The following is a 21174-nucleotide window of genomic DNA, read 5'->3' as shown; positions in this document are numbered from 1 at the left end:
AGAGAGACAAGGGAGATAAGGGAGGGGGAAAATGGGCACGTTCATTGGCAAAACCAGGGTGCGATCCATCGCCATGATCGGGACCTACGTACCCCGGAAATGCGGGCTGGCTACCTTTGCCGAAGACCTTTGTCTGGCCATGGATGACGAGCTGGGTAACGGAAATCAGGTATTCGTGGTGGCGATGGATGACATCGACGGAGGATATCCCTATCATCCAAAGGTTCGTTTCCAGATCCGGGACTCAAGCCTGTCTGACTACCTGCGCGCTGCCGAGTTTCTCAACGTAAAGCAGCCGGATATCGTTCTCGTCCAGCATGAGTACGGCATATTCGGAGGCAAAAGCGGAGCACACATCCTGCATCTCGTCAAGAACCTTCACCTTCCCGTTGTCACCACCCTGCACACGGTGCTGAGCGAGCCATCGGAACAACAACGCGCCGTTCTCACCGAGCTTGCCGCCTACTCGGAGCATCTGGTGGTCATGAACCAGCGAGGCGTAAGAATGCTGCAGGACATTTATGGCATTCCGGGTAGCAAGATCTCTTACATTCCCCATGGCATTCCCGATTTTGCCTTTGTTGACCCTAATTTCTATAAAGATGCCTTTGACGTTGAGGGACGCAAGGTCATCCTTTCTTTTGGCCTGATGCATCCGGGCAAAGGTTTTGAACTTGTGATCAAGGCCCTTCCCGAGGTCGCCGCCGTACATCCCGAGGTTTTTTACATTATCCTTGGTACCACCCACCCGCATGTTCTAAAGCATACCGGTGACGCTTACCGGCACAGCCTGCATCAGTTAGTTGAACGCCTCGGGCTTGAAAATCACGTGCGCTTCGACAATAAATACGTTGATCGCGACGAGCTCTGCCAGTATATCATGGCGGCCGACATTTTTGTGACACCTTACAAGTCGGCATCTCAGATCACTTCCGGAACGCTTTCCTACGCCCTCGGAGCCGGCAAAGCGATTATCTCTACTCCGTACTGGCATGCCGAGGAGCTGCTGGACAAAGGGCGGGGTAGGTTCGTCCCCTTCGATGACATCGGGGCCATGGCCCGGGAGATCAACAGCCTTATCGAGAATGAAGGCGAAACAAATGCGATGCGGAAGCGGGCCTACCAGTTCGGACGGAAGATGACCTGGAAGGAAGTGGCGCATTCGTACCTTGAACTGTTTTCGCTTGTCCTTGAAAGGCGGATGTGCAAACCCAAGCCGTCTTACGGCGGGGTTTCTACGACCAGGATGGTGGACAAGCTGCCGACGCCCAACCTCGATCACCTGCAGGCGTTGACCGACGATACCGGTATCCTCCAGCACTGCGCTTATACCATTCCCAACCGTGACCACGGGTACTGCCTTGACGATAATGCCCGGGCGCTGATTGTAGCCTGCATGTATTACTCGCTCTACCATTCCCGGGAAATGGTTCCCTTGATCCGAAAGTACCTGGCGTTTCTCCTCCACGCCTTCAACCCGGAGACGCGCCGCTTCCGCAATTTCATGTCCTACGACCGGCATTGGCTGGAAACGGTGGGCAGCGAGGATTCCCATGGCCGAGCGCTCTGGGGACTTGGTGTGACTGTGCGTTCTGCTCCCTCAGACTCCATCAGGGCGATCGCCACGAGAATCTTCAACGAGGGTTTGAGCGTCCTGGATGGTTTCTCCTCTCCCAGGGCGTGGGCCTTGGCCATTGTTGGTCTGTGTACTTACCTCGAGGTTTACTCCGGTGACGCCGAGGTCCGAAGGCTGACCAGGACATTATCCGAACGACTCCACAGGCGGTTCCGGGAAAACGTCTCTTTGGACTGGCCGTGGTGTGAGGACATTCTGACCTATGACAACGCCAAGCTGCCGCACGCTTTACTGATTGCGGGGCGGGTTCAGGGTAATGACGAAATGCTGGCCGCCGGGTTGTCCGTCCTCCAATGGCTTTTGGCCCAGCAAACAGCACCGGAGGGTCACCTTTCCCTGATCGGGAACATGGGATGGATGAACCGCGACGGACTGAAGGCAAAGTTTGACCAGCAGCCCCTCGAGGCCATGGCCCTGACGGACGCATGCGTTGAAGCTTTCCGCGGCACCGGGGACTTTAAATGGATCGAGCATGCTAAGCGATGCCTGAACTGGTTTCTCGGTCATAACGACCTGAACATGCCGCTTTATGACTTCACGACGGGTGGCTGCTGTGACGGGCTGACGCCGCAGGGGGTTAACGCCAACCAGGGAGCCGAATCAACAGTTTCCTGGCTGATTGCTTTACTGACCCTGCTGGACATTGTTTAAGAAAGGGTTAACATAGACCAATTGGCTGAGTGCTGGGCAAGTCACTCTAGTACCGACCGCCGACCGCCAAGTGCGCCAAGGGTGCCAATTATTCTCCTTTGGCCAGCGTACTCTTTAAACGGTCGATCACTTCCACCGGCCCGGGATTGATCCCGTAGCGGCACGCAAGGTACAGGCTTACGTAATCCCCCAGGTAGATAAGGGAAAACATCCGGGCCAGGAGTCCCTTACCCGAAGCCTCGACCTCGGAAACACCGGCAACCACCTTGCCGACAATCTCCCTGGTGACGGCGAACCGTTTTTGCACCTGCGGATGATCGTCAGGGTCACGAAGAAAGACCAGCCAGATCCGGTGAAGGTTATCGGTCGGGGCTTGGAAACCGACGATCTCGTTGTGATTGAGTTCGGGCAGGACGTTCCAGTAGGCGGGGGCCTTGGCGTTTTCGTTTATCTGACCCTTCCAGCGCTGGGCGACAGCCTCGGTGGTGGTGCTTGCCCCCCAGATAACGGGGATACGCCCTTGGAGATTCATCGCCATTTGTTTTGCCGGGTTTTCCGTTAAGGGAGCCTCGAGATCGTATCGTATCCTCAGTTCCCGCAAAATGCGCACCGCCTCGGCGGCCTCGGCTTCAATCCCGTTGACAAGACCCAGTCTGTCCAAAAGCATTAACAGCGGCAGGAAGAGATAACCGATAGCCGATCGCGGGGCGATACCCCCGGGCACGGTAATGAGCGGCACCCCATCCCGTCGCGCCTGTGCAGCCAGTTGGCCGCCGCTCGTTACAGCTACGATCGCCGCCCCTCGCCGGCGGGCCTCGTTGTATGCGCCGAGCGTTTCCTCGGTGTTGCCTGAAAAACTCACGGCCAACACCAGGGTCCGGGGACCTGCGAAACGCGGCAATGTATAACCCCGGTTAACGGTAACCGGAATGTCCAGGCACGTGAAAGCGTAAACGCGTAAAAGGTCTCCGCCGATGGCCGAACCGCCGAGGCCGGTCACGACGATATTCTGAAACGTCCCGCCTGCCGGCAGCGGAACGTCGGCTGCCGTATCCAGGGCGCGGCTGCACTGCTCGGGGAGGTCCCGCGTGGTACCGAACATGCCCATGCTGTCCAGGGCTTCAATGGCCTGAACGTCATCGAGGTCAACAGGTCTTTGCAGAACAACCACCCTCTTAGGACTCAATACGTTCAATCAAAGAGATCGCCGAAGATATCGAAAACGCCGTACTTTTTCTTTTTCTTGTGGTGGTCTCGCTTATGCGGATAATCCCTATCCTGGTAGCGATGGCCCTCAAAGCGGTCGTCCTCGTATTTGCGGCGGGGTTCCTCGTAGTCCTCTTCGTGGCGGCGCTTGTGGGCGTCCTCATCGTAATCGGCTTCGAAATCTCCCGCCAGGGAAACCAGTTTTTCAAGCTCCCCGCGGTCCAGCCACACCCCGCGGCAGCGGGGGCAGACATCGATAAGCACGCCGTGGCGCGGCACTTCTTTCAAACGGTCGTGGCAAACCGGACAATCTTTCACCTGTCAGCAACTCCTTTCCTTACTTGGTGAAGTATGCTTCTTAAGACAAGTATATCATCTTCCTCACAGAACTAAACCACTTTCAATGTCAATCAGCGCAGGCGCTTGCAGTCGGCAAAAGGGAGCGCGCCCGCCGGGCGCTGCCGGGCCGGCGCGTCCTCGCGCGGTTTCCGGCGGCGTTCCGTTTCCGGATGAATTGATGCCGCCTGCCCGGCCTGATCCTGAAAATAGGGGAGGCGGTTGAGCAGGTAGATCAGCAGGTTAGGCAGCACGGCGCCGAGAAACACCATCGCCCACTGCCCCGCACCGAGCGGGACGGCGCTCAAGGCGTCGTTCAGCCCCGGCACGTGGACGGCCGCGAACTGGAGCCCCAGGGTGATGATGACAGCCCCGATCATATAGGGGTTTTCCAGCAGGGTCCGGTCCAGGCCCAGGCCGTTCCGCCGCCGTACGTTAAGGGCGTATCCCACCTGGGTCACGGCCAGCGTGGCGAAGGCCAGCGTCCTGGCGACCTCCAGCTGCGTAAAGTTGTTTAGGGCGTAGATAAAGATGAATAAGGGACCGAGGGACAGTACAGACCCGTGCAGCAGGATGGTCAGCTTGAACTTGGCGGTAAGTATATCCTGGCGGGGGTTGCGGGGCGGACGGCACATAATCCCTCTTTCCCCCGGTTCCCAACCGAGTGCCAGAGCCGGAAAAACGTCGGTTACCAGGTTCATCCACAGGATCTGGAGCACGACCAGGGGCAGCGGCAATCCAATGATGATGGCCACAAAGATCAGGGCGATCTCGCTCAGGTTACACGAGAACATGTACTGGATGAACTTCTGGACGTTGTCGAAGATGATCCGTCCCTGCTTCACGGCCCGGATGATGGTGGCGAAATTGTCGTCGGCCAGCACCATGTCGGATGCCTCCCGGGCTACAGCCGTACCCCCGCGGCCCATGGCCACCCCGATATCCGCCCTCTTGAGGGCCGGGGCGTCGTTGACGCCGTCCCCGGTCATGGCGACGATCTCCCGGTTGTTCTTTAAGACGTTGACGATGTCGAGTTTGTTGCGGGGCGATACCCGTGCAAAAATGCTGGCCTTCTTGACCTTTTCCTCCAGTTCGCCGGCGGAAAGGCCGTCCAGATCCCGGCCGTGGACCACCTCGCCCTTCAGGCCGATCCGTTCCCCGATGGCCTCCGCCGTCGCCGGCTGGTCCCCTGTGATCATCATCACCCGGATTCCGGCGCGCTGCGCCTCGGCTACCGCCGCGGCAACCTCGGGGCGAGGGGGATCGGAAATCCCGGCGAGCCCGAGGAAGACTAGATCGGCAAACGGACTGTCGGTGTCTTCGCAAATCTTGTAGGCCACTGCCAGCAGGCGCAAGCCCCGGCGTGCCAGGGCGTCGTTATGGCTCATAATCTTCTTGCGCAGCTCCTCGTTGAGCTCGATCTCCCGCCCGCCGATGCGGACCCTGGAGCAAACGTCAAGGATCGCCCCCGGAGCGCCTTTGGCGAATACGGCCCCGGTGCCGTCCGGCAGCCTGTAAAAAGCAGCGCTGCGCCGGGTCTCCGACGAGAAGGGGACTTCCCCCAGCCACGTATACCCGCTACGTTCGGCCTGCTCCCGCTGGAAACCCGCCTTTGCGGCGGCGACCACGAGGGCCCCCTCGGTCGGGTCGCCGATTACGTCCCATTCACCGTTGTCGTCTTCCTGAATGCCGGCCTTGCTGGAAAGCGCCCCGGCCTGGAGGAAGAGTTTAAGGTCGTGGTCCGCTTGAACGTCGATGGGGCCGTCCGGGCCTGTAAACCCCCCGGTGGGGACATACCCTTCTCCGCTGATCTGGATTTCCCGGCCCGGCAGCCAGATCGTTTCGACCCGCATCCGGTTTTCAGTGATTGTCCCGGTTTTGTCGGTACAGATGACGGTGGTCGAACCCAGCGTTTCAACGGCGGGAAGCCTGCGCACGATGGCGTTCTGCCGGGCCATGCGCTGCATCCCTATGGCCAGGGTGATGGTGGCGACGGCGGGAAGGCCCTCCGGGACGGCGGCGATGGCCAGGGCGATGGCGGTGACCACCATCTCGCCGATCGGGTTGCCTGTCAGGACACCGGCGATGCCGATGATGGCGGCAAGGCCCAGGCTGATGCCGACCAAAGAACGGCCCATGCGTTCCAGGCGTTTTTCCAGGGGACTGTGCTCGTCGGGCGTGTCTTCCAGGAGGTGGGCGATCCGGCCCAATTCGGTACCCATGCCGGTAGCCGTAACAACGGCGCGCCCGCTGCCCCTTGCCACGTTGGTGCCCAAAAAAACGGTGTTCTTGCGGTCGCCCAAGGGCGGGTTCGGGTCCGAAATAGGCTCGGTGTTCTTCTCCACCGGTTCGGACTCGCCGGTCAGCGCCGCCTCGATAACGCTTAACTCCTTCGCCTCGAGCAGTCTGGCGTCGGCGGGGACGCGGTCGCCTTCTTCCAGAACGATCAGGTCCCCCGGCACGAGCTCGCGGGCCGGGATTTCGGACAGATGGCCGTCGCGGATGACCTTGGCCGTGGGGGTGATGATCTTCTTCAAAGCCGAGACGGCCTGCTCGGCCCGGAACTCCATAATAAACCCGAGGACGGCGTTCAGGATGATTACGACAAAGATGGCGGCGGCTTCGAAGAAATCTCCAAGGGCCAGGGAGATGCCTGTTGCGGCAAGAAGCAGGACGACGATGATGCTGCGAAACTGGTTGATCAGGATCAGGACCGGAGAGATTTTGGCTTTTTCTTTGATCTCGTTAGGCCCGTAGCGGTGGCTTCGCCGGGCCGTCTCATCTGCGGTTAAGCCGGTCACCCCGGAAGTCTGGAGTTCCTCGATCGTTTCGTGGGCTGTCTTCTGGTGCCACACGTTTTGCACCACCCCCGGCCAAACGATTTGATCCCTTAAACTGTTGCTTCCATAAACCCAACTTTTTTATTAGTGTCTTGAGCTGTTCACGTTTATCCTGTCACCTCTGACCTCTCACCTTACACTTCCCAATAGCCGGCGAAGTGTTTCAGCGGCATCTTAGGTAAATTGTAACAATTGTAACAGTTGAAAGGATAGTCTGCGTAGTGCTCTTGGCATATAATTAAAAGCAAAATCGGCCGGGAAAAAGGCGCTGTGCTTTATGTATCGGGCGAGACAGGACTTTCACAACGGCGAGGGGGATTCTATGGATAAGGTTGAGGTCAGGGTCTTCGGCGACCTGAAACGGCTTTTTGACGAGAGAAGCTGGCCCTTTCCGCTTTTCGTCGACCTGCCTGCCGGAGCCAGGGCCGCAGACCTGGCGCGGGAACTGGACATCCCCCTGGACAAAGTGGAGGTCGTGTTTGTGAACGGCAGGGTCCGGCGCGTCGACTGCTCGCTTGCCCCCGGCGACCGGGTAGCCTTTGTGCCCCCCGGCACCCCGGGACCTTACCGGGTGCTTTTGGGATTTATGGATAAAGGACGCGGGGCGGAAAACTCTTAAGCCGTACCGCAGTCCAGAAATATGAGGGGGTATTGAACAAATGGAACGTAGACAGGCGAAGTGGGCCGGCCGGCTCTTTGCCGTCCTCCTGATCGGCTACTCCAGCCTTGTCGCCAGCTTGGGGCTTATCAGCCCCCGGACGTTGCTGCAATCCATCCCTGAAGGGGGCGCGGCGGTCTTTACGGCTCTGGCGGTTTCGTTTTTCATCGTGTCCGTGCCCGCCGCGCGGCGCGCTACGGAGGCTTTTCCCAGGCCTCTCCAGGGCGTGGCGTTTACCGCAGTGGGCGGTTTTCTCCTGCCTGCTTTTGCCTGGTCGGTGGAAGCGTGGAACCTTCACTGGCTGGCCGCCTCGGCCCTGGCCCTTGTTCTGTCGGTTGCGGGGCAGTGGGCGGGACTGCGGGTCGGAGAGAAACTGACGGGAAACGGCGGGGAATAGCAAAAGGCCGAATGGGGTCAGATGGCTGCCGTTCGGGTTTCCTTTTTGACCGGTGACCGTTTTTGCTGTTGACTTTTGCAGCCGGCCGTCTTAAACTAACCCGTAGATACAGTGAAGTGTCTGCAAGCGATGGCGCCCTGGAAGGGCGCCTGTTGTTTTTGGGGCGTCGACATCGCCCCCGGCGGCCGCCCGAGGCGGTGCGTTAAACGGTAAGGAAGCCAGAAAGCCCGGGCACCGGTGCCCCGCGAGACTGCCGTGCGCAGTCCCCGGGGCTTTTTGTTTCCCGGAGCGTCCGATGGGCAGTGAAGCCCCTGCCGGCGACGCATGTGGCCGTTCCAGGGGCTTTCTGTTTTTCTAAACACGGTTGAGGAAGTCGTAATACCAAAAAGGAGGGTTCACGGTGACAAGAAAGGTTGCGATCTACGGAAAGGGCGGTATCGGCAAATCCACGACAACCCAGAACACGGCGGCGGCGCTCAGCTATTTCTGGGGGAAAAAGGTCATGATTCACGGCTGTGACCCCAAGGCCGACTCTACCCGCCTGATCCTCGGCGGCAAGTCGCAGGTCACGGTGATGGACACCCTGCGTGAGGAAGGGGAAGATGCCGTGACCCTTGACCAGGTCCTGCATACCGGATTCGGCGGCATTAAGTGCGTCGAGTCCGGAGGGCCGGAACCGGGGGTGGGCTGCGCCGGACGCGGCGTAATCACGGCCATCAACCTGATGGAGGAGCGCGAAGCCTACACCTCGGACCTCGACTTCATTTTCTTTGACGTCCTCGGGGACGTCGTGTGCGGCGGGTTCGCGATGCCGGTCCGCGAAGGGAAGGCGCAGGAGATTTACATTGTGGCCTCGGGTGAGATGATGGCCCTCTATGCCGCGAACAATATCTGCCGCGGCATGGTCAAGTACGCCGAGCAGAGCGGCGTGCGCCTGGGCGGCATCATATGCAACAGCCGCAACGTCGACGGGGAGCGCGAACTGCTGGAGGAGTTTTGTGCCAGGATAGGCACTCAGATGATCCAGTTCGTGCCCCGCGACAACATTGTCCAGAAGGCCGAGTTCAACCGCCAGACGGTCACCCAGTTCGCCCCGGACAGCGGCCAGGCCATGGTCTACCGGGAACTCGGCGGGAAGATCATCAACAACCGGCATTTCGTCATCCCGGACCCGATGACGATGGACGAGATGGAAGCGCTGGTCGTCAAATACGGACTGCTCGATTGAGAAGAGGAGGCAAAAAAGATGAAGCTGATCAGAGCGATCGTACGACCCGAGAAGGTGGATGAAATTGTCGACGAGCTCAAGCAGGCGGGTTACCCAGCCTTGACCCGCATGGACGTGGTCGGCCGCGGCAAGCAAATGGGCATTCGCGTTGGCAGCGTCCATTACGACGAGATTCCCAAGGTGATGCTGATGATCGTGGCCGACGACGGCAAGGTCGAGGAGATCATGGGCATCATCGCCAGGGCCGGATACACCGGCAACTTCGGCGACGGCAAGATCTTCGTGAGCCCGGTTGAGGACGCCTACACCATCAGGACGGGCAGCCGGGAACTGTAGGGGTGCCGGGAACCACACAACTGAGGACCGTCTCAGCGGTCGTCCGGGAGGAGTACAAGTTGAAGGAAATTATGGCAATCATCCGGCCCAATAAAATGCATGCCACCAAGGAGGCCCTTGTAGCCAGGGGTTTTCCCGCCCTGACTGCCCAGAAAGTACTGGGACGCGGTAAACAGCGGGGCGTGGCCGAGGAGCTCACCTTTAGGATCGATCCCAACCTGGTGGATTTAAACGGGCATATGACCTATGTTCCTAAACGTATGTTAACTATCGTTGTCGATGATGACCAGGTGCAGGAAGTGATTGAGACAATCATGGCGACTAACCGTACAGGCGCGATTGGTGACGGGCGTATCTTCGTTCTACCCATTGAGGAAGCGGTACGCATGCGCACCGGGGAGACCGGACCAACGGCCATCAAGTAACGTTTATATGAGCAAGGAGGGAGAAAAGTGCCCCTGATCACCTTGAAATGCGATACGGCCATTCCCGAACGGGGCCGGCACACCTACGTCCACGACAAGGCTGAGCCTGTCATCCCCCGGTGTAACGCTCCTACTATTCCCGGGGATATGACCGAGCGCGGGTGAGCGTTCGCCGGTGCCCGCGGGGTCGTGGGCGGACCAATTAACGACATCATCCAGATGGTGCACGCACCGGTGGGCTGCGCCTTCTATACGTGGGCAACCCGGAGGCACATGTCCGACGTGCATACCTGGGCCTTGCCGGGTAAGCTGACCAATAGCGCTTTTAACCGCCGTTACTGTTTTGTTACCGACATGCAGGAGAAAGACGTGGTCTTCGGCGGGGTGAAAAAGCTCAAAAACGCGTGTCTTGAGGCACTCCAACTGTTCCCCGAGGCCCGGGGCCTGATCTTGTTTACCACCTGTACCACCGGGCTGATCGGTGACGATGTGAGGGCGGTAGCCAAACAGGTGGAAAAGGAGACCGGAAAACCGATCTTTTCCATCGAGTCTCCCGGTTGCTCAGGCGTAAGCCAATCCCGAGGGCACCACGACTTCAACCACCAGTTCTACGCGCAGATAAGGGCGCTTCGGGAGCGGCGGCCCGAACTCTGCATGAAAGAAGAGGAAAAGACACCCTATGATGCCGTCCTGATCGGGGAATACAACATGGACTGGGACCTGCGCGTGATCCTGCCGCTCTTTGAACGCATCGGGGTGCGCATCCTTTGCGCCTTTTCCGGCAACGCCTCGATCGAGGACCTGGTGAAGCTGCCCGACGCCAAGCTGAACATCGTGCACTGCCAGCGCTCGGCGACTTACATCGCTGACCTGATCAAGGAGGGCTACGATGTACCTTATATCAGGGCCTCTTTGTTCGGCCTGCACCAGACCTCCAAGGCCTTGCGGGAAACGGCCAAGTGGTTCGGCCTTGAGGAGCGGGCGGAAGCCGTGATTGCCGAGGAAATGGCTCGCGTCTGGCCGGCCCTGGAGTATTACCGCGAACGGCTGCGCGGCAAGAAGGCGGCCATCTATGTAGGCGGGCCGCGCGTATGGCACTGGATCAAGGTGCTGGAGGAGCTCGGGATGGAGGTCGTGGCCTGCGCCTGCACCTTCGCCCACGAGGACGACTATGAGAAAATTAACGAGAAGCTTCCCAACGGCGTGCTGGTCATCGACAACCCCAATGAGTTTGAAATCGAGGAAATGCTCGAAACCTGCAAGCCCGACCTGTTCCTGACCGGGCTCAAGGAAAAGTTTCTGGGGCGCAAGATGGGCTATGCCACCCTGAACTCGCATTCGTACGAGAAGGGACCGTATGCCGGTTTCGCGGGATTCGTCAACTTTGCCCGGGACATTTATCAAGCGGTGTCGGCGCCGGTCTGGAAACTCATTTAGGTAATGCCGGGGCAAGGCGTGCCGGCAAAAGAACATTAAATAAATCTAACCAGCTAGTAAAGGGGAGGGAGTTATGGCCAAAGACATTCCGATCGAGGGCATCACCTACCAGCAGCTGGCTATCAAAAAGATGCCCCTCAGTGAAAGCTACGTTCCCCGGGATGAGACGCTCATCCCTTCCGGTAATCGTACCGTGGTGATGAACCCCTGTCGGACCTGCATGCCGTTCGGAGCCATGTTCGCCGGACTGGGGATGCACCGCGGCATACCTTTCGTCCAGGGCGCTCAGGGCTGCACCACGTACGTACGTTACACCTTCTGCCGCATCTTCCAGGAGCCGGCGTCAATCGCCAACGCCTCTTTCCACGAGGACGCGGCCGTTTTCGGGGGGCGCAAGAACTTCAAGCACGGTCTCCGCAACCTGGTCGTACGCTACAAGCCTGACGTAATCACGGTGGTGACGACCTGTTCATCCGAGATCATCGGCGACGACATGGTCAGTTTTATTAAGGAGGCCCGCAAGCTTCTCGTTAAGGAACTGGGAGAGGAGGAAGGGAACCGGGTTAAACTCGTCCTCGTCAACACCCCAAGTTTCGCCGGTTCCCACGTCGCCGGCTACGACCGCGCCGCGAAGGCCTTTTTGGAGACGCTGGCTAAGGACCGCTCGACAACGAACAACAAGGTGAACATTATCCCCGGCATGCTGATGCCGGGAGACATCCGGGAAATCAAACATATGCTTGCCGAAATGGGCATCGAGGCGCATATCCTGTTCGACATCAGCGACGTCTTCGACACGCCTTTGATGCCGCCGCAGATCATGCCCTATTATCCTGAGGGTGGCACCCGGGTGGCAGATGTTGAAGACATGGGAAACTCTCTGGCCACTTTTGCGCTCTGCCGAAACGAAGGAGGGCTGGGGGCCCGTTACCTGGAACAGAAGTTCGAAATCCCGGCCTTTGTCGGGCCGTTGCCGATAGGTGTCAAGTACACCGACCTGTTCCTCCAGCGTCTTTCCCAGGTCACCGGCAGGGAGGTCCCGCCCTCCCTGAAAAAGGAGCGGGGCCGGCTGCTCGATTTCATGGCCGATACCCTGCACCACACAATGATGAAGAAGGCGGCCGTCTTCGGCGACCCGGACATCGTCACCGGCATTACCCGCTTTGTATGCGAGCTGGGTATGGAGCCGGTAGCCGTAATGAGCGGAACGGCGACCAAGACGTTTACCGAAGACATCGAAGAGATCGTCAGCGAGTTCGGGGCCAAACCGCTGATTCTAAACGGCAGTGACCTGTTCGAGTTTGAGGAAGCGCTGAAGGAGATGCCCGTAGAGGTCATTATCGGGAACTCCAAGGGTGTCGACATCTCCAAAGAATTGGGCGTACCGCTTGTCAGGGCCGGTTTGTTCGTTTACGACCGCGTCGGTTATTACAAGCGTCCAATAATCGGTTACCGGGGAGGGGAACGCTTCCTGGCCGACCTGGTAAACGCCATTCTGGATTACGGCTATCCCGGGGCCCGGACGGAGCAGTTGTAATGAGTATGCTTAAAGAGACTTCCGGATGTGTTATGCCCCTGCGTGTTCCCTTTCTCGATGCGGCGCGGGCGGAGCACGGCACATTGAAGAACATTGCCGTGCCCGTGCTGCCGGCTTGCGACAGGCGTACCGTTCCCGGCGTCCTGTCGCAGAGGGCTTGCGCTTACTACGGGGCGCGGTGGTTTCTGGCGCCGCTGAAGGACGTCGTCCACCTTGTGCACGGCCCTATATCCTGTGCGTACTACGGAGAAACGGTGCGTAAGAAGAAGTACACCGTGTTTTCAACGGATATAACCGAGTACGAGGTCATCTTCGGCGGGGAAGGGAAGCTGCTTGGAACACTTATCGAACTGGCGCACCGCTTTCCCGGGTACAGAGCGGTTCTGGTCTACGTTACCTGCGCTCCGGGGATTATCGGCGACGATGTGCAACGCGCCTGCCGGCAGGCCGAGCAGGCTACAGGGATGCGCTGCGTGCCTGTGAACTGCCCCGGATTTGTGGGACCCAGCCAGGCAGCGGGTCACGAAATCGGGGCGCGGGTCTTGCTTGATCATTTTATCGGACGCAATGACGACGTTGTCCCCGGGCCCTATGACGTCAACATCCTCGGGGAGTACGACGTGATGGGGGACTTAAAGGTGATCAGAAGCCTCCTGGCGCGCGTCGGGATAAACGTGGTCTCGGCTGTTACGGGAGACGTTTCGGTGGACAGCTTGGCCCGGGCGCACCGTGTTCAATTGAATGTCGTTCACTGCCGGCGCACTGGCGGCCTGATTGCCGAGGAAATGAAGCGCAAATACGGCGTGCCTTTCATTAAGGGCTCCTTCTTCGGGATCACTGAAACGAACAATGCACTGCGCCGTTTGGGAGAATGGTTCAACCTGCGCGAGGCTGCCGAAGCAGTGATCGCCGCGGGCGAGGCGTCGGTATCCCGAGAGATTGAACGTTTCCGCCGGGAGTTGGCGGGAAAAAGAGTGGGCCTGTTCTTCGGCGGTTCCCGGATCGGTTCGATGCTCAAGGGTTACCGCGAGCTAGGGTTGGAGGTGTTGGTCGCCGGCAGCCAGTTCGGCGGCCAGGAGGATTACCAGGCGGCGTGGCAGGACGTTAAGCCGGGAACGGCACTGGTCGACGACGTCAACGAGGAAGAACTGATCCGCTTTATCCGGCAGTACCGCCCCGATGTTATTGCCGGCGGGACGCGGGAGAAGTGGACGGCGCACAAACTGGGCGTACCTTTCACCGTCTTCCCGCAGGAAAGCGGTCCTTATGCCGGTTACAGCGGCTTCCTGAATTTCGCCCGCGACATACTGGCCGTCCTTAAGGCGCCGGTTTGGCAGATGATTTAGGGAGGTGCCCGGTGATGCTGAATGTACTGCCCGATGCCGGCTTAAAAGGCCATCCTTGTTTCAATCCCGGCGCTCACCACCGCTTTGGGCGGATGCACCTGCCGGTTGCTCCCCGGTGCAACATCAAGTGCGGTTACTGCGACCGCAAGCTTGACTGTGCGAACGAGAGCCGGCCGGGAGCATCAAGCAAAGTGATCAGCCCCGAGGATGCGCTCGCGGCCTTTCGCCGCGCGCTGGCCGAGGAACCCCGGATCAGAGTGGCGGCCGTTGCCGGACCAGGCGACCCCTTGGCCAACGAGGAGACTTTCCGCACCTTTGAACTGCTCGGTGCCGAGTTTCCGGGGGTCATCAAGTGCCTGAGCACCAATGGCCTGTTTCTTCCCGAAAACGCCGAGCGACTGCATGCGCTGCGGGTTCAAGCGCTTACGGTAACGGTCAATGCTGTTGATCCTGAGATCGGGGCACGGGTTTACGAGTGGGTGGAGTACGGCGGCCGGCGCCTTTACGGGGAAGAAGCTGCCGAGCGGTTGATCAGCAACCAGCTGGATGGTATCAAAAAGGTGGTTGCCCGAGGCATTGCGGTGAAGGTAAACACGGTGCTCATCCCGGGCATCAACGAGGCGCATGCAAGGAGGATCGCCCTCACCGTCAAGCAGCTGGGGGTGCGCCTAATGAACATCATGCCGCTGTATCCGGCCGGCTCCTTCAAACACCTGTCCCGTCCGACACAAGAGCAACTGCGTGCCGTGCGGCAGCACGCCGGCCGCGTTTTACAGCAGATGGGCTGGTGCCGCCAGTGCCGGGCGGACGCTTATGGCTTACTGTCATCTTCTGCACATTTGTAGGCGCTGTTTCAAGACTGCCTGTAACTAAACGCAAGCGCCGGTTCTGGGTGTTGGGTATTTGTAAAAGGGGATGGTGCTTTATGCCGCAAGTCTTTCTTGTCGATACCACGTTAAGGGACGGAGAACAGACCCCCGGCCTGGTGTTCTCCACCGAGGAAAAGGCGGCTATTGCTTGTGCCCTGGATCGGTTGGGGGTAGAGTTGATTGAGGCCGGCATTCCGGCCATGGGGGTCGACGAACAGAAGGCCGTCCGTGCGGTCCTCGGCGCCGGCCTCCGTGCCCGGGTCTTGGCCTGGAACCGCGCCCATCCGTCTGACATCGAGGCCTCGCTGGCCTGCGGCGCGACTTGCCTGCACATCTCTTTCCCGGTATCGGACATTCATCTGGAGCATAAGCTGGGGCGGACGAGGAGTTGGTTACTGGCACGGCTGGAGGAGATGATGGCCCTGGCTGTTGCTCCGGGACGGGAGGTTGCGGTGGGAGCCGAGGATGCGTCCCGGGCTGACCCGGCGTTCCTGCGAGAGTTTGCGCGGGCGGCGGAGAAAGCCGGCGCCTGCCGCCTCCGGTACTGCGACACGGTAGGGGTGCTTGACCCCTTCCGGTCGCGGGACGCCATAGCGGATCTGACGCACAAGCTCAACATCCCTCTGGAGTTTCACGCCCACAACGACTTCGGCATGGCCACGGCCAACACCCTGGCGGCTGTTAAGGGCGGGGCAACCTATCTCGATGTCACTGTCAACGGTCTGGGAGAGCGGGCCGGAAATGCCTCGCTAAGCGCGGTCGCCCGCGGGCTCCGGCAGTTCTACGGGATGGAAGTCGTCCGTGAGGAAACCGAACTGGCAATGCTGGAGGAATGGGTAAACTCCGTTAGAAAGAGAACTGCATTCTTCAGCCGGGACTACGGGTTGACTCTGGGGGCTTTTAACCGGGCTTTGCGAAACGGAGAACAGACGAGATATCGGTTGGCCACCGGCACTCTTTAAAACTGTTCGGGAGGAAACAGATATGCGAAAGGCGGTAGCAGACTTCCGGGAGTTTATCGTTGCGCTCGCCAACGTTTTGGCCCCGGACGAGGAAGCCTTGTCGATGTTTACGTTGGCCTTGCTCTAATTGTATGTGCTTGGAAAGGTGATGGAGGCTTGTGAAGAAGGCTGTTGCTTTTATGGCTACGCTTCTTGTTCTTGCGGGACTCCTGGCAGGCTGCGGGAGTCCGGGTAAGGAACCGGCGAACAAAGCGGAAGCGGTTGGTCTAACCGTTTCGGCTGCGACAAGCCTTAAGGATGCCGTTGAAGAACTTGCAGCCATTTACACTGATGAAAACCCTGCGATAAGTATCACATTCAACTTTGCCTCCTCCGGAACCCTGCAGAAGCAAATTGAAGAAGGCGCCCCGGTGGATCTGTTCATTTCGGCCGGGACTGAACAGATGGACGCCCTGGCCGAAAAAGGGCTGATTGTCAAGGACTCACGCCGGGACATCCTGGGCAACGAGCTTGTCCTTATCGCCGGGCAGGAAAGCACACTTTCCGGGTTCCCCGGTCTGGCTGACGAGAGTGTCGCCAGAGTCTGCGTGGCCAATCCGGAAACGGCGCCGGTGGGCAAGTATGCCAGGGAAGCCTTGACCACCTTTGGGCTTTGGGATGAACTCCAACCCAGACTGGTATTAGCCAAGGATGTCCGCCAGGTCCTGACCTACGTCGAGACCGGTAACGTTGATGCGGGCCTGGTCTACCGCTCCGACGCCATGGCCGGGCAGGGCATCAAGATCGTGGCCGTAGCGTCGGAAGACTCCCACGGACCTATTGTCTACCCGATGGCTATCATCAAGACAACCAAACACCGGAAAGAGACGAAAGCTTTTGCGGCTTTTCTTGCGAGCGATGAAGCTGCCAAGATCTTTGCCGAACACGGCTTTAAGCCGCTTGGCCGGTAGGTGGCGCAGCGATGTTGGAACATGCGGTTGACTGGCATCCGGTGCTGCTTTCCCTCCGGGTGGCCCTGATTGCCGTCATCGTTGTCGTTGGCCTGGCGTTGCCCCTGGCTCGCCTGTTCGCCCGGCGGGAATTCTTCGGCAAGGACGTGCTTGAAGCGGCGATAACCCTGCCGCTGGTGCTCCCGCCTTCGGTGATCGGCTACGGCCTGCTGATGCTGGTCGGCAAAAACGGCGTGATCGGCCAGTTCCTGGACAGCCTGGGGATCACGCTGGTCTTCACCTGGTGGGCGGCCGTGCTGGCCTCTACCGTGGTCGCCTTTCCCCTGATGTATCAGAGCGCCATGGCGGCTTTCAAGAGCGTTGACGTCAACTACGAGAAGGCGGCGAGGACCCTGGGAGCGGGCGAAACGCGAGTCTTTCTTACGGTTACGCTGCCCCTGGCCTGGCCCGGGATTCTTGCCGGGCTCGTTCTCTCTTTCGCCCGTGCTTTGGGCGAATTCGGCGCTACGCTGATGGTGGCAGGAAATATTCCCGGGCAGACACAGACTGTTCCTCTGGCCATCTACTTTGCCGTTGAGTCGGGGGACAACGTTACAGCCGGGAGACTTGTTGCCATCATTACCGTTTTCAGCTTCGCGGTTGTTTTTTGGGTGAACCGCTGGGCGAAACGGCACAACCGCAGGGACGGTGAGTGAGATGCTGGAAGCCAGTTTCGGCAAAAAACTCTGGCACTTCGACCTCAGAGTCAGACTGAAGGTCGACAGCCAGATTGTGGTGCTCCAGGGCCCGTCAGGAGCGGGGAAGACCACCGCTTTGCACTGTCTTGCCGGGCTGCTGCAGCCGTCGTACGGTTCCATTGAGCTGGATGGAACAACCCTGTACTCGTCGTTGAAGGGGATCAATATTCCGGCCCGCCGGCGGGGCGTGGGTTATCTTTTTCAGGACTATGCGCTCTTCCCGCATATGACGGTGGGCCAGAACGTGATGTACGGGTTTAAGAGTCAAAAGGCCAGGACTGCGAATGGCCGCCTGAAACCCGTTGACTTATTGGATGCCTTCGGTGTCGGACACCTGGTTCACAGGTATCCCGGGCAGCTCTCCGGCGGGGAAAAGCAGCGGGTGGCCCTGGTCAGGGCGCTGGCCACACAGCCGAAGCTGCTCCTCCTGGATGAACCTCTGAGCGCGCTCGACAGTGACACCCGGGCGAGACTGCGGCGGGAATTGAAGCATTTGCAGCGGGTATGGCGGATTCCTTTCATCCTTGTCACTCACGACGATGAGGACGCGCGGATTCTGGGAGACGTCATCATCCACCTGGAAAACGGGCGGACGAGACAAAACGCTGCCGCCGGTTGAGCGCCGGCGCCCTGCCCCGGCGGGGCCTGTTGAAATACTTCGCCTGCCCAGCACTCAATTCGTTGCTGAACTATGTTTCCATGAGTCGCAGTCTGATTAACCGAGCGCAGACCTTTACTCTGCAAAGATTCATTGAGTGCTGGGTGGTACGTGAGCACCGGGCGGTAGCCTGACAAAGCCAGGCGCAGTTTTTCAGCGGTCTCCTAGTGCCTAGTGATTCATCATATCCCCCGGTCGTTGACTACTAACACAGATGAGAGTGTGACAAACATCAAACTCCCGGTGTGATCCAGATCATAGTTTCACGTTTTAGTTGTCTGGTAACTTAGAAAAAAAGAATTACAGGGGGTAGAAACCATGATGTTTTGCTACCAGTGCGAGCAGACCGCCAATGGCACCGGCTGCACCAAGATCGGGGTATGCGGCAAGAACGAGGACATCGCCAGCCTGCAGGATACCCTCCTGATCGGGCTCAAGGGTGTGGCTGCATACGCCTATCACGCCCGGGAACTGGGGGCGCGCGATGAAGAGATTGACGCCTTCATGCACGACGCTTTGTTTACCACTCTGACCAACGTCAACTTTGATCTTGGGAACCACATTCAGAAGGTCCTGAAGTGCGGCGAGATGAACCTCCGCGCGATGGAACTCCTGGATAAGGCCCATGTGGAACGGTTCGGTTCCCCCACGCCGGTGGAGGTTTCGACGGGCTTCAAGCCGGGCCCCGCGATCCTGGTCACCGGGCACGACCTGCTGGATTTGTACGAGCTGCTCCGCCAGGCCGAGCTTGAGGGAGTCAACGTCTACACGCACGGCGAGATGCTGCCGGCCCATGCCTACCCCGTCCTGAAGAGGTTCCCGAACCTGGCCGGCCACTACGGCAGCGCGTGGCAGAACCAGAAGAAGGAGTTCGAAGAGTTTCCCGGCGCCATCCTGGGTACCACCAACTGCGTCCTGATCCCGAAGGAGTCCTACAAGGACCGCATGTTCACCTGCGGGATCGCCCGTCTCCCAGGCGTAACGCATATTGAAAACCGGGACTTCAAGGCTGTCATCGAAAAGGCCAAGGCTCTCGGATCCCTGCCCGAGAAGGAAGGCGGCGTTCTGACGACCGGATTCCACCACAACTTCGTGCTCTCCATCGCCGACAAGATCGTGGAGGCCGTCAAGGCGGGCAAGATCCGCCACTTCTTCCTGGTCGGCGGGTGCGAGGGTTCCAGGGCTGCGCGCAGCTACTACACCGAGTTCGTGCAGAAGCTGCCGAAGGACTGCGTGGTGCTGACCCTCGGCTGCGGGAAGTACCGCTTCAACCACCTGGACCTCGGCGACATCGACGGGATTCCGCGCCTGCTGGACATGGGCCAGTGCAATAACGCATACTCGGCCATCCAGGTCGCCCTGGCCCTGGCCAAGGCCTTCAACTGCGGCGTCAACGACCTGCCGCTGACCCTGGTGCTGTCCTGGTTCGAGCAGAAGGCCGTCGCCATCCTGCTGACCCTGCTGCACCTGGGCGTGAAGAACATCCGGATCGGCCCCACGGCCCCGGCCTTCCTGACGCCGAACGTCCTGGCAGTCATTCAGGAGAACTACAACCTGCGGATGATCACGACCCCCGACGAGGACATCAAGGCCATCCTTGGCTAACCAGATAATTGTCGGAACACCAAAGGCCCGCCCGGTATTGGCCCGGCGGGCCTTTTCCTACGTGCTGTATTATTCTGCAGTATATCCCGGGCAGTTTTGCTGGTATAATAGCTGGAAAGATCTGTGATGATACGGCACTCCATCGTCTATGAAGGGAGCGTGAGCATTGATGCTGGAGATCAAAAAAAACATCTACTGGGTGGGGGTTAGGGACTGGGAGCTCAAGCGGTTTCACGGCGAGGAATTCTCCACGCACCGCGGTTCGACCTACAATTCTTATCTAATCAGGGACAAGAAAATCGCCCTGGTCGACACGGTCTGGACTCCGTTTCATGAAGAGTTTGCGGAGGAGCTGGACAGGGAAATAGGATTGGAAAACATAAGCCTCATCGTCATCAACCACACCGAGCAGGACCACGCCGGCAGCCTCCTCTACTTAATGGAGAAAATCCCCGATACGCCGATCTACTGCACCCGGAACGGGGCGGCGATGATCAAGGGGCACTTTCACAAGGACTGGAACTTCAACGCCGTCAAGACCGGGGATAGTGTCGACCTCGGCGAGTACAAGCTTGTTTTCGTGGAGATGCCCCTGCTCCACTGGCCGGACTCCATGGCCACCTATGTCGCCGGGGCCAACGTGCTCTTATCCAACGACGCCTTCGGGCAGCACTACGTGTCGTCGTCCCTGTACAACGATCAGGTCGACCAGGGCGAGCTCTTCCAGGAAGCCATCAAGTATTTCGCCAACATCCTGACCCCCTTCAGCGACCTGGTGAAGAAGAAAACCGCGGAAATCAAGAGCTTGAACCTACCTATAGACATGATCGCCCCAAGCCACGGCATCATCTGGCGCGATAACCCGCTGCAGATCGTGGAGAAGTACGAGCAGTGGGCGAGCGGTTATCACGAGGGCACGGTGGCGATCCTGTACGACACGATGTGGGGCGCGACCAGGAAGATGGCCCTGGCCATCGCCAGGGGGCTGGAGAACAAGGGAGTGGGGGCCAAGCTCTTCAACCTGGGGAAGAGCGACAAGGCCGACGTCGTGACCGAGGTGTTCAAGGCCAGGGGCGTGATCGTCGGCAGTTCTACCATCAACCGGAGCGTCTTGAGCAATACGGCGGCCATCCTTGAGGTGATTAAAGGCTTGAAGTTTAAGGGTAAGGTCGGGGCGGCCTTCGGTTCCTACGGCTGGAGCGGGGAGTCCCCGAAAATCATTCAGGACAGACTGGCCGAGGCGGGCATCGAAATCATCGCGGAACCCCTCAAGATGAAATGGGACCCCGCGCCCGAGAACCTCAAGGAATGCGAGGCGTTCGGCGAGGCGTTCGCGGATAAGATACGTTAGGGGGGCTGA

General features: G+C 59.2%; 19 protein-coding genes and 1 pseudogene. 17 read left to right on the top strand and 3 right to left on the bottom strand.

What is annotated here, in order from left to right; genetic code table 11:
* Positions 1 to 31 precede the first annotated feature (31 nt).
* Entirely contained in the window at positions 32 to 2287 is a 2256-nt protein-coding gene (locus tag ACUM6F_RS00305) for a glycosyltransferase (RefSeq protein WP_445348014.1), read from the top strand.
* 88 nt (positions 2288 to 2375) lie between these two features.
* On the opposite strand, the gene ACUM6F_RS00300 is transcribed toward ACUM6F_RS00305, so the two are convergent.
* From ACUM6F_RS00300 to ACUM6F_RS00290, 3 genes are all read right to left on the bottom strand, one after another.
* Positions 2376 to 3458: a bifunctional phosphoglucose/phosphomannose isomerase gene (locus tag ACUM6F_RS00300; protein ID WP_445348013.1), complete on the bottom strand. Its 1083-nt coding sequence runs from the start codon at positions 3456 to 3458 to the stop codon at positions 2376 to 2378.
* A gap of 20 nt (positions 3459 to 3478) precedes the next feature.
* Complete coding sequence (locus ACUM6F_RS00295; protein ID WP_425620222.1) at positions 3479 to 3811, bottom strand: TFIIB-type zinc ribbon-containing protein; 333 nt, start codon at positions 3809 to 3811, stop codon at positions 3479 to 3481.
* Between the two features lie 92 nt (positions 3812 to 3903).
* A complete protein-coding gene (locus tag ACUM6F_RS00290) occupies positions 3904 to 6684 on the bottom strand; it encodes a cation-translocating P-type ATPase (RefSeq protein ID WP_445348012.1) in 2781 nt (926 codons plus the stop codon).
* A gap of 307 nt (positions 6685 to 6991) precedes the next feature.
* Between ACUM6F_RS00290 and ACUM6F_RS00285 the strand changes: the two genes are divergently transcribed.
* The 16 genes and pseudogenes from ACUM6F_RS00285 (at position 6992) to ACUM6F_RS00215 (ending at position 21165) form a co-directional block, all read left to right on the top strand.
* Complete coding sequence (locus tag ACUM6F_RS00285) at positions 6992 to 7288, top strand: MoaD/ThiS family protein (RefSeq protein WP_425620220.1); 297 nt, start codon at positions 6992 to 6994, stop codon at positions 7286 to 7288.
* Positions 7289 to 7328: 40 nt separating this feature from the next.
* Positions 7329 to 7724, top strand: coding sequence for a hypothetical protein (locus ACUM6F_RS00280; RefSeq protein ID WP_445348011.1), 396 nt, complete (start codon positions 7329 to 7331; stop codon positions 7722 to 7724).
* A 400-nt stretch (positions 7725 to 8124) separates the two neighbouring features.
* A complete protein-coding gene (gene nifH, locus ACUM6F_RS00275; RefSeq protein WP_425620218.1) occupies positions 8125 to 8952 on the top strand; it encodes a nitrogenase iron protein in 828 nt (275 codons plus the stop codon).
* Between the two features lie 18 nt (positions 8953 to 8970).
* On the top strand, positions 8971 to 9288 hold the full coding sequence (locus ACUM6F_RS00270; protein ID WP_425620217.1) for a P-II family nitrogen regulator: 318 nt from the start codon (positions 8971 to 8973) through the stop codon (positions 9286 to 9288).
* A gap of 59 nt (positions 9289 to 9347) precedes the next feature.
* Positions 9348 to 9713: a P-II family nitrogen regulator gene (locus ACUM6F_RS00265; RefSeq protein WP_425620216.1), complete on the top strand. Its 366-nt coding sequence runs from the start codon at positions 9348 to 9350 to the stop codon at positions 9711 to 9713.
* 27 nt (positions 9714 to 9740) lie between these two features.
* Positions 9741 to 9878, top strand: a complete 138-nt coding sequence (locus ACUM6F_RS12665) for a hypothetical protein (RefSeq protein WP_479684181.1) — start codon at positions 9741 to 9743, stop codon at positions 9876 to 9878.
* Between the two features lie 12 nt (positions 9879 to 9890).
* Positions 9891 to 11150: pseudogene (locus ACUM6F_RS00260) on the top strand (nitrogenase component I subunit alpha); the annotation flags it as partial.
* Between the two features lie 73 nt (positions 11151 to 11223).
* Entirely contained in the window at positions 11224 to 12687 is a 1464-nt protein-coding gene (locus ACUM6F_RS00255; RefSeq protein ID WP_445348010.1) for a nitrogenase component 1, read from the top strand.
* Positions 12687 to 14033 (top strand): nitrogenase component 1, encoded by a 1347-nt coding sequence (locus ACUM6F_RS00250; RefSeq protein WP_445348009.1) that lies wholly within the window; start codon positions 12687 to 12689, stop codon positions 14031 to 14033. Before ACUM6F_RS00255 ends, ACUM6F_RS00250 begins: the two co-directional genes overlap by 1 nt.
* A gap of 14 nt (positions 14034 to 14047) precedes the next feature.
* The gene (locus ACUM6F_RS00245) at positions 14048 to 14878 is read left to right on the top strand and encodes a radical SAM protein (RefSeq protein WP_445348008.1); all 831 of its coding nucleotides are present in this window, start codon (positions 14048 to 14050) and stop codon (positions 14876 to 14878) included.
* Positions 14879 to 14958: 80 nt separating this feature from the next.
* A complete protein-coding gene (locus ACUM6F_RS00240) occupies positions 14959 to 15864 on the top strand; it encodes a beta/alpha barrel domain-containing protein (RefSeq protein WP_445348007.1) in 906 nt (301 codons plus the stop codon).
* A gap of 179 nt (positions 15865 to 16043) precedes the next feature.
* Entirely contained in the window at positions 16044 to 16814 is a 771-nt protein-coding gene (gene modA, locus ACUM6F_RS00235) for a molybdate ABC transporter substrate-binding protein (protein ID WP_445348006.1), read from the top strand.
* 11 nt (positions 16815 to 16825) lie between these two features.
* Positions 16826 to 17509, top strand: coding sequence for a molybdate ABC transporter permease subunit (gene modB / locus ACUM6F_RS00230; protein WP_445348005.1), 684 nt, complete (start codon positions 16826 to 16828; stop codon positions 17507 to 17509).
* A 1-nt stretch (position 17510) separates the two neighbouring features.
* A complete protein-coding gene (locus ACUM6F_RS00225; RefSeq protein WP_012301551.1) occupies positions 17511 to 18170 on the top strand; it encodes an ATP-binding cassette domain-containing protein in 660 nt (219 codons plus the stop codon).
* 357 nt (positions 18171 to 18527) lie between these two features.
* Entirely contained in the window at positions 18528 to 19814 is a 1287-nt protein-coding gene (gene hcp / locus ACUM6F_RS00220) for a hydroxylamine reductase (RefSeq protein WP_445348004.1), read from the top strand.
* Positions 19815 to 19983: 169 nt separating this feature from the next.
* On the top strand, positions 19984 to 21165 hold the full coding sequence (locus ACUM6F_RS00215; protein WP_445348003.1) for an anaerobic nitric oxide reductase flavorubredoxin: 1182 nt from the start codon (positions 19984 to 19986) through the stop codon (positions 21163 to 21165).
* Positions 21166 to 21174 lie beyond the last annotated feature (9 nt).

It is taken from the genome of Desulforudis sp. DRI-14, assembly GCF_052618305.1.
Note: the sequence above shows the minus strand (reverse complement) of the source record. Positions and strands in the feature narration are given on the sequence as shown.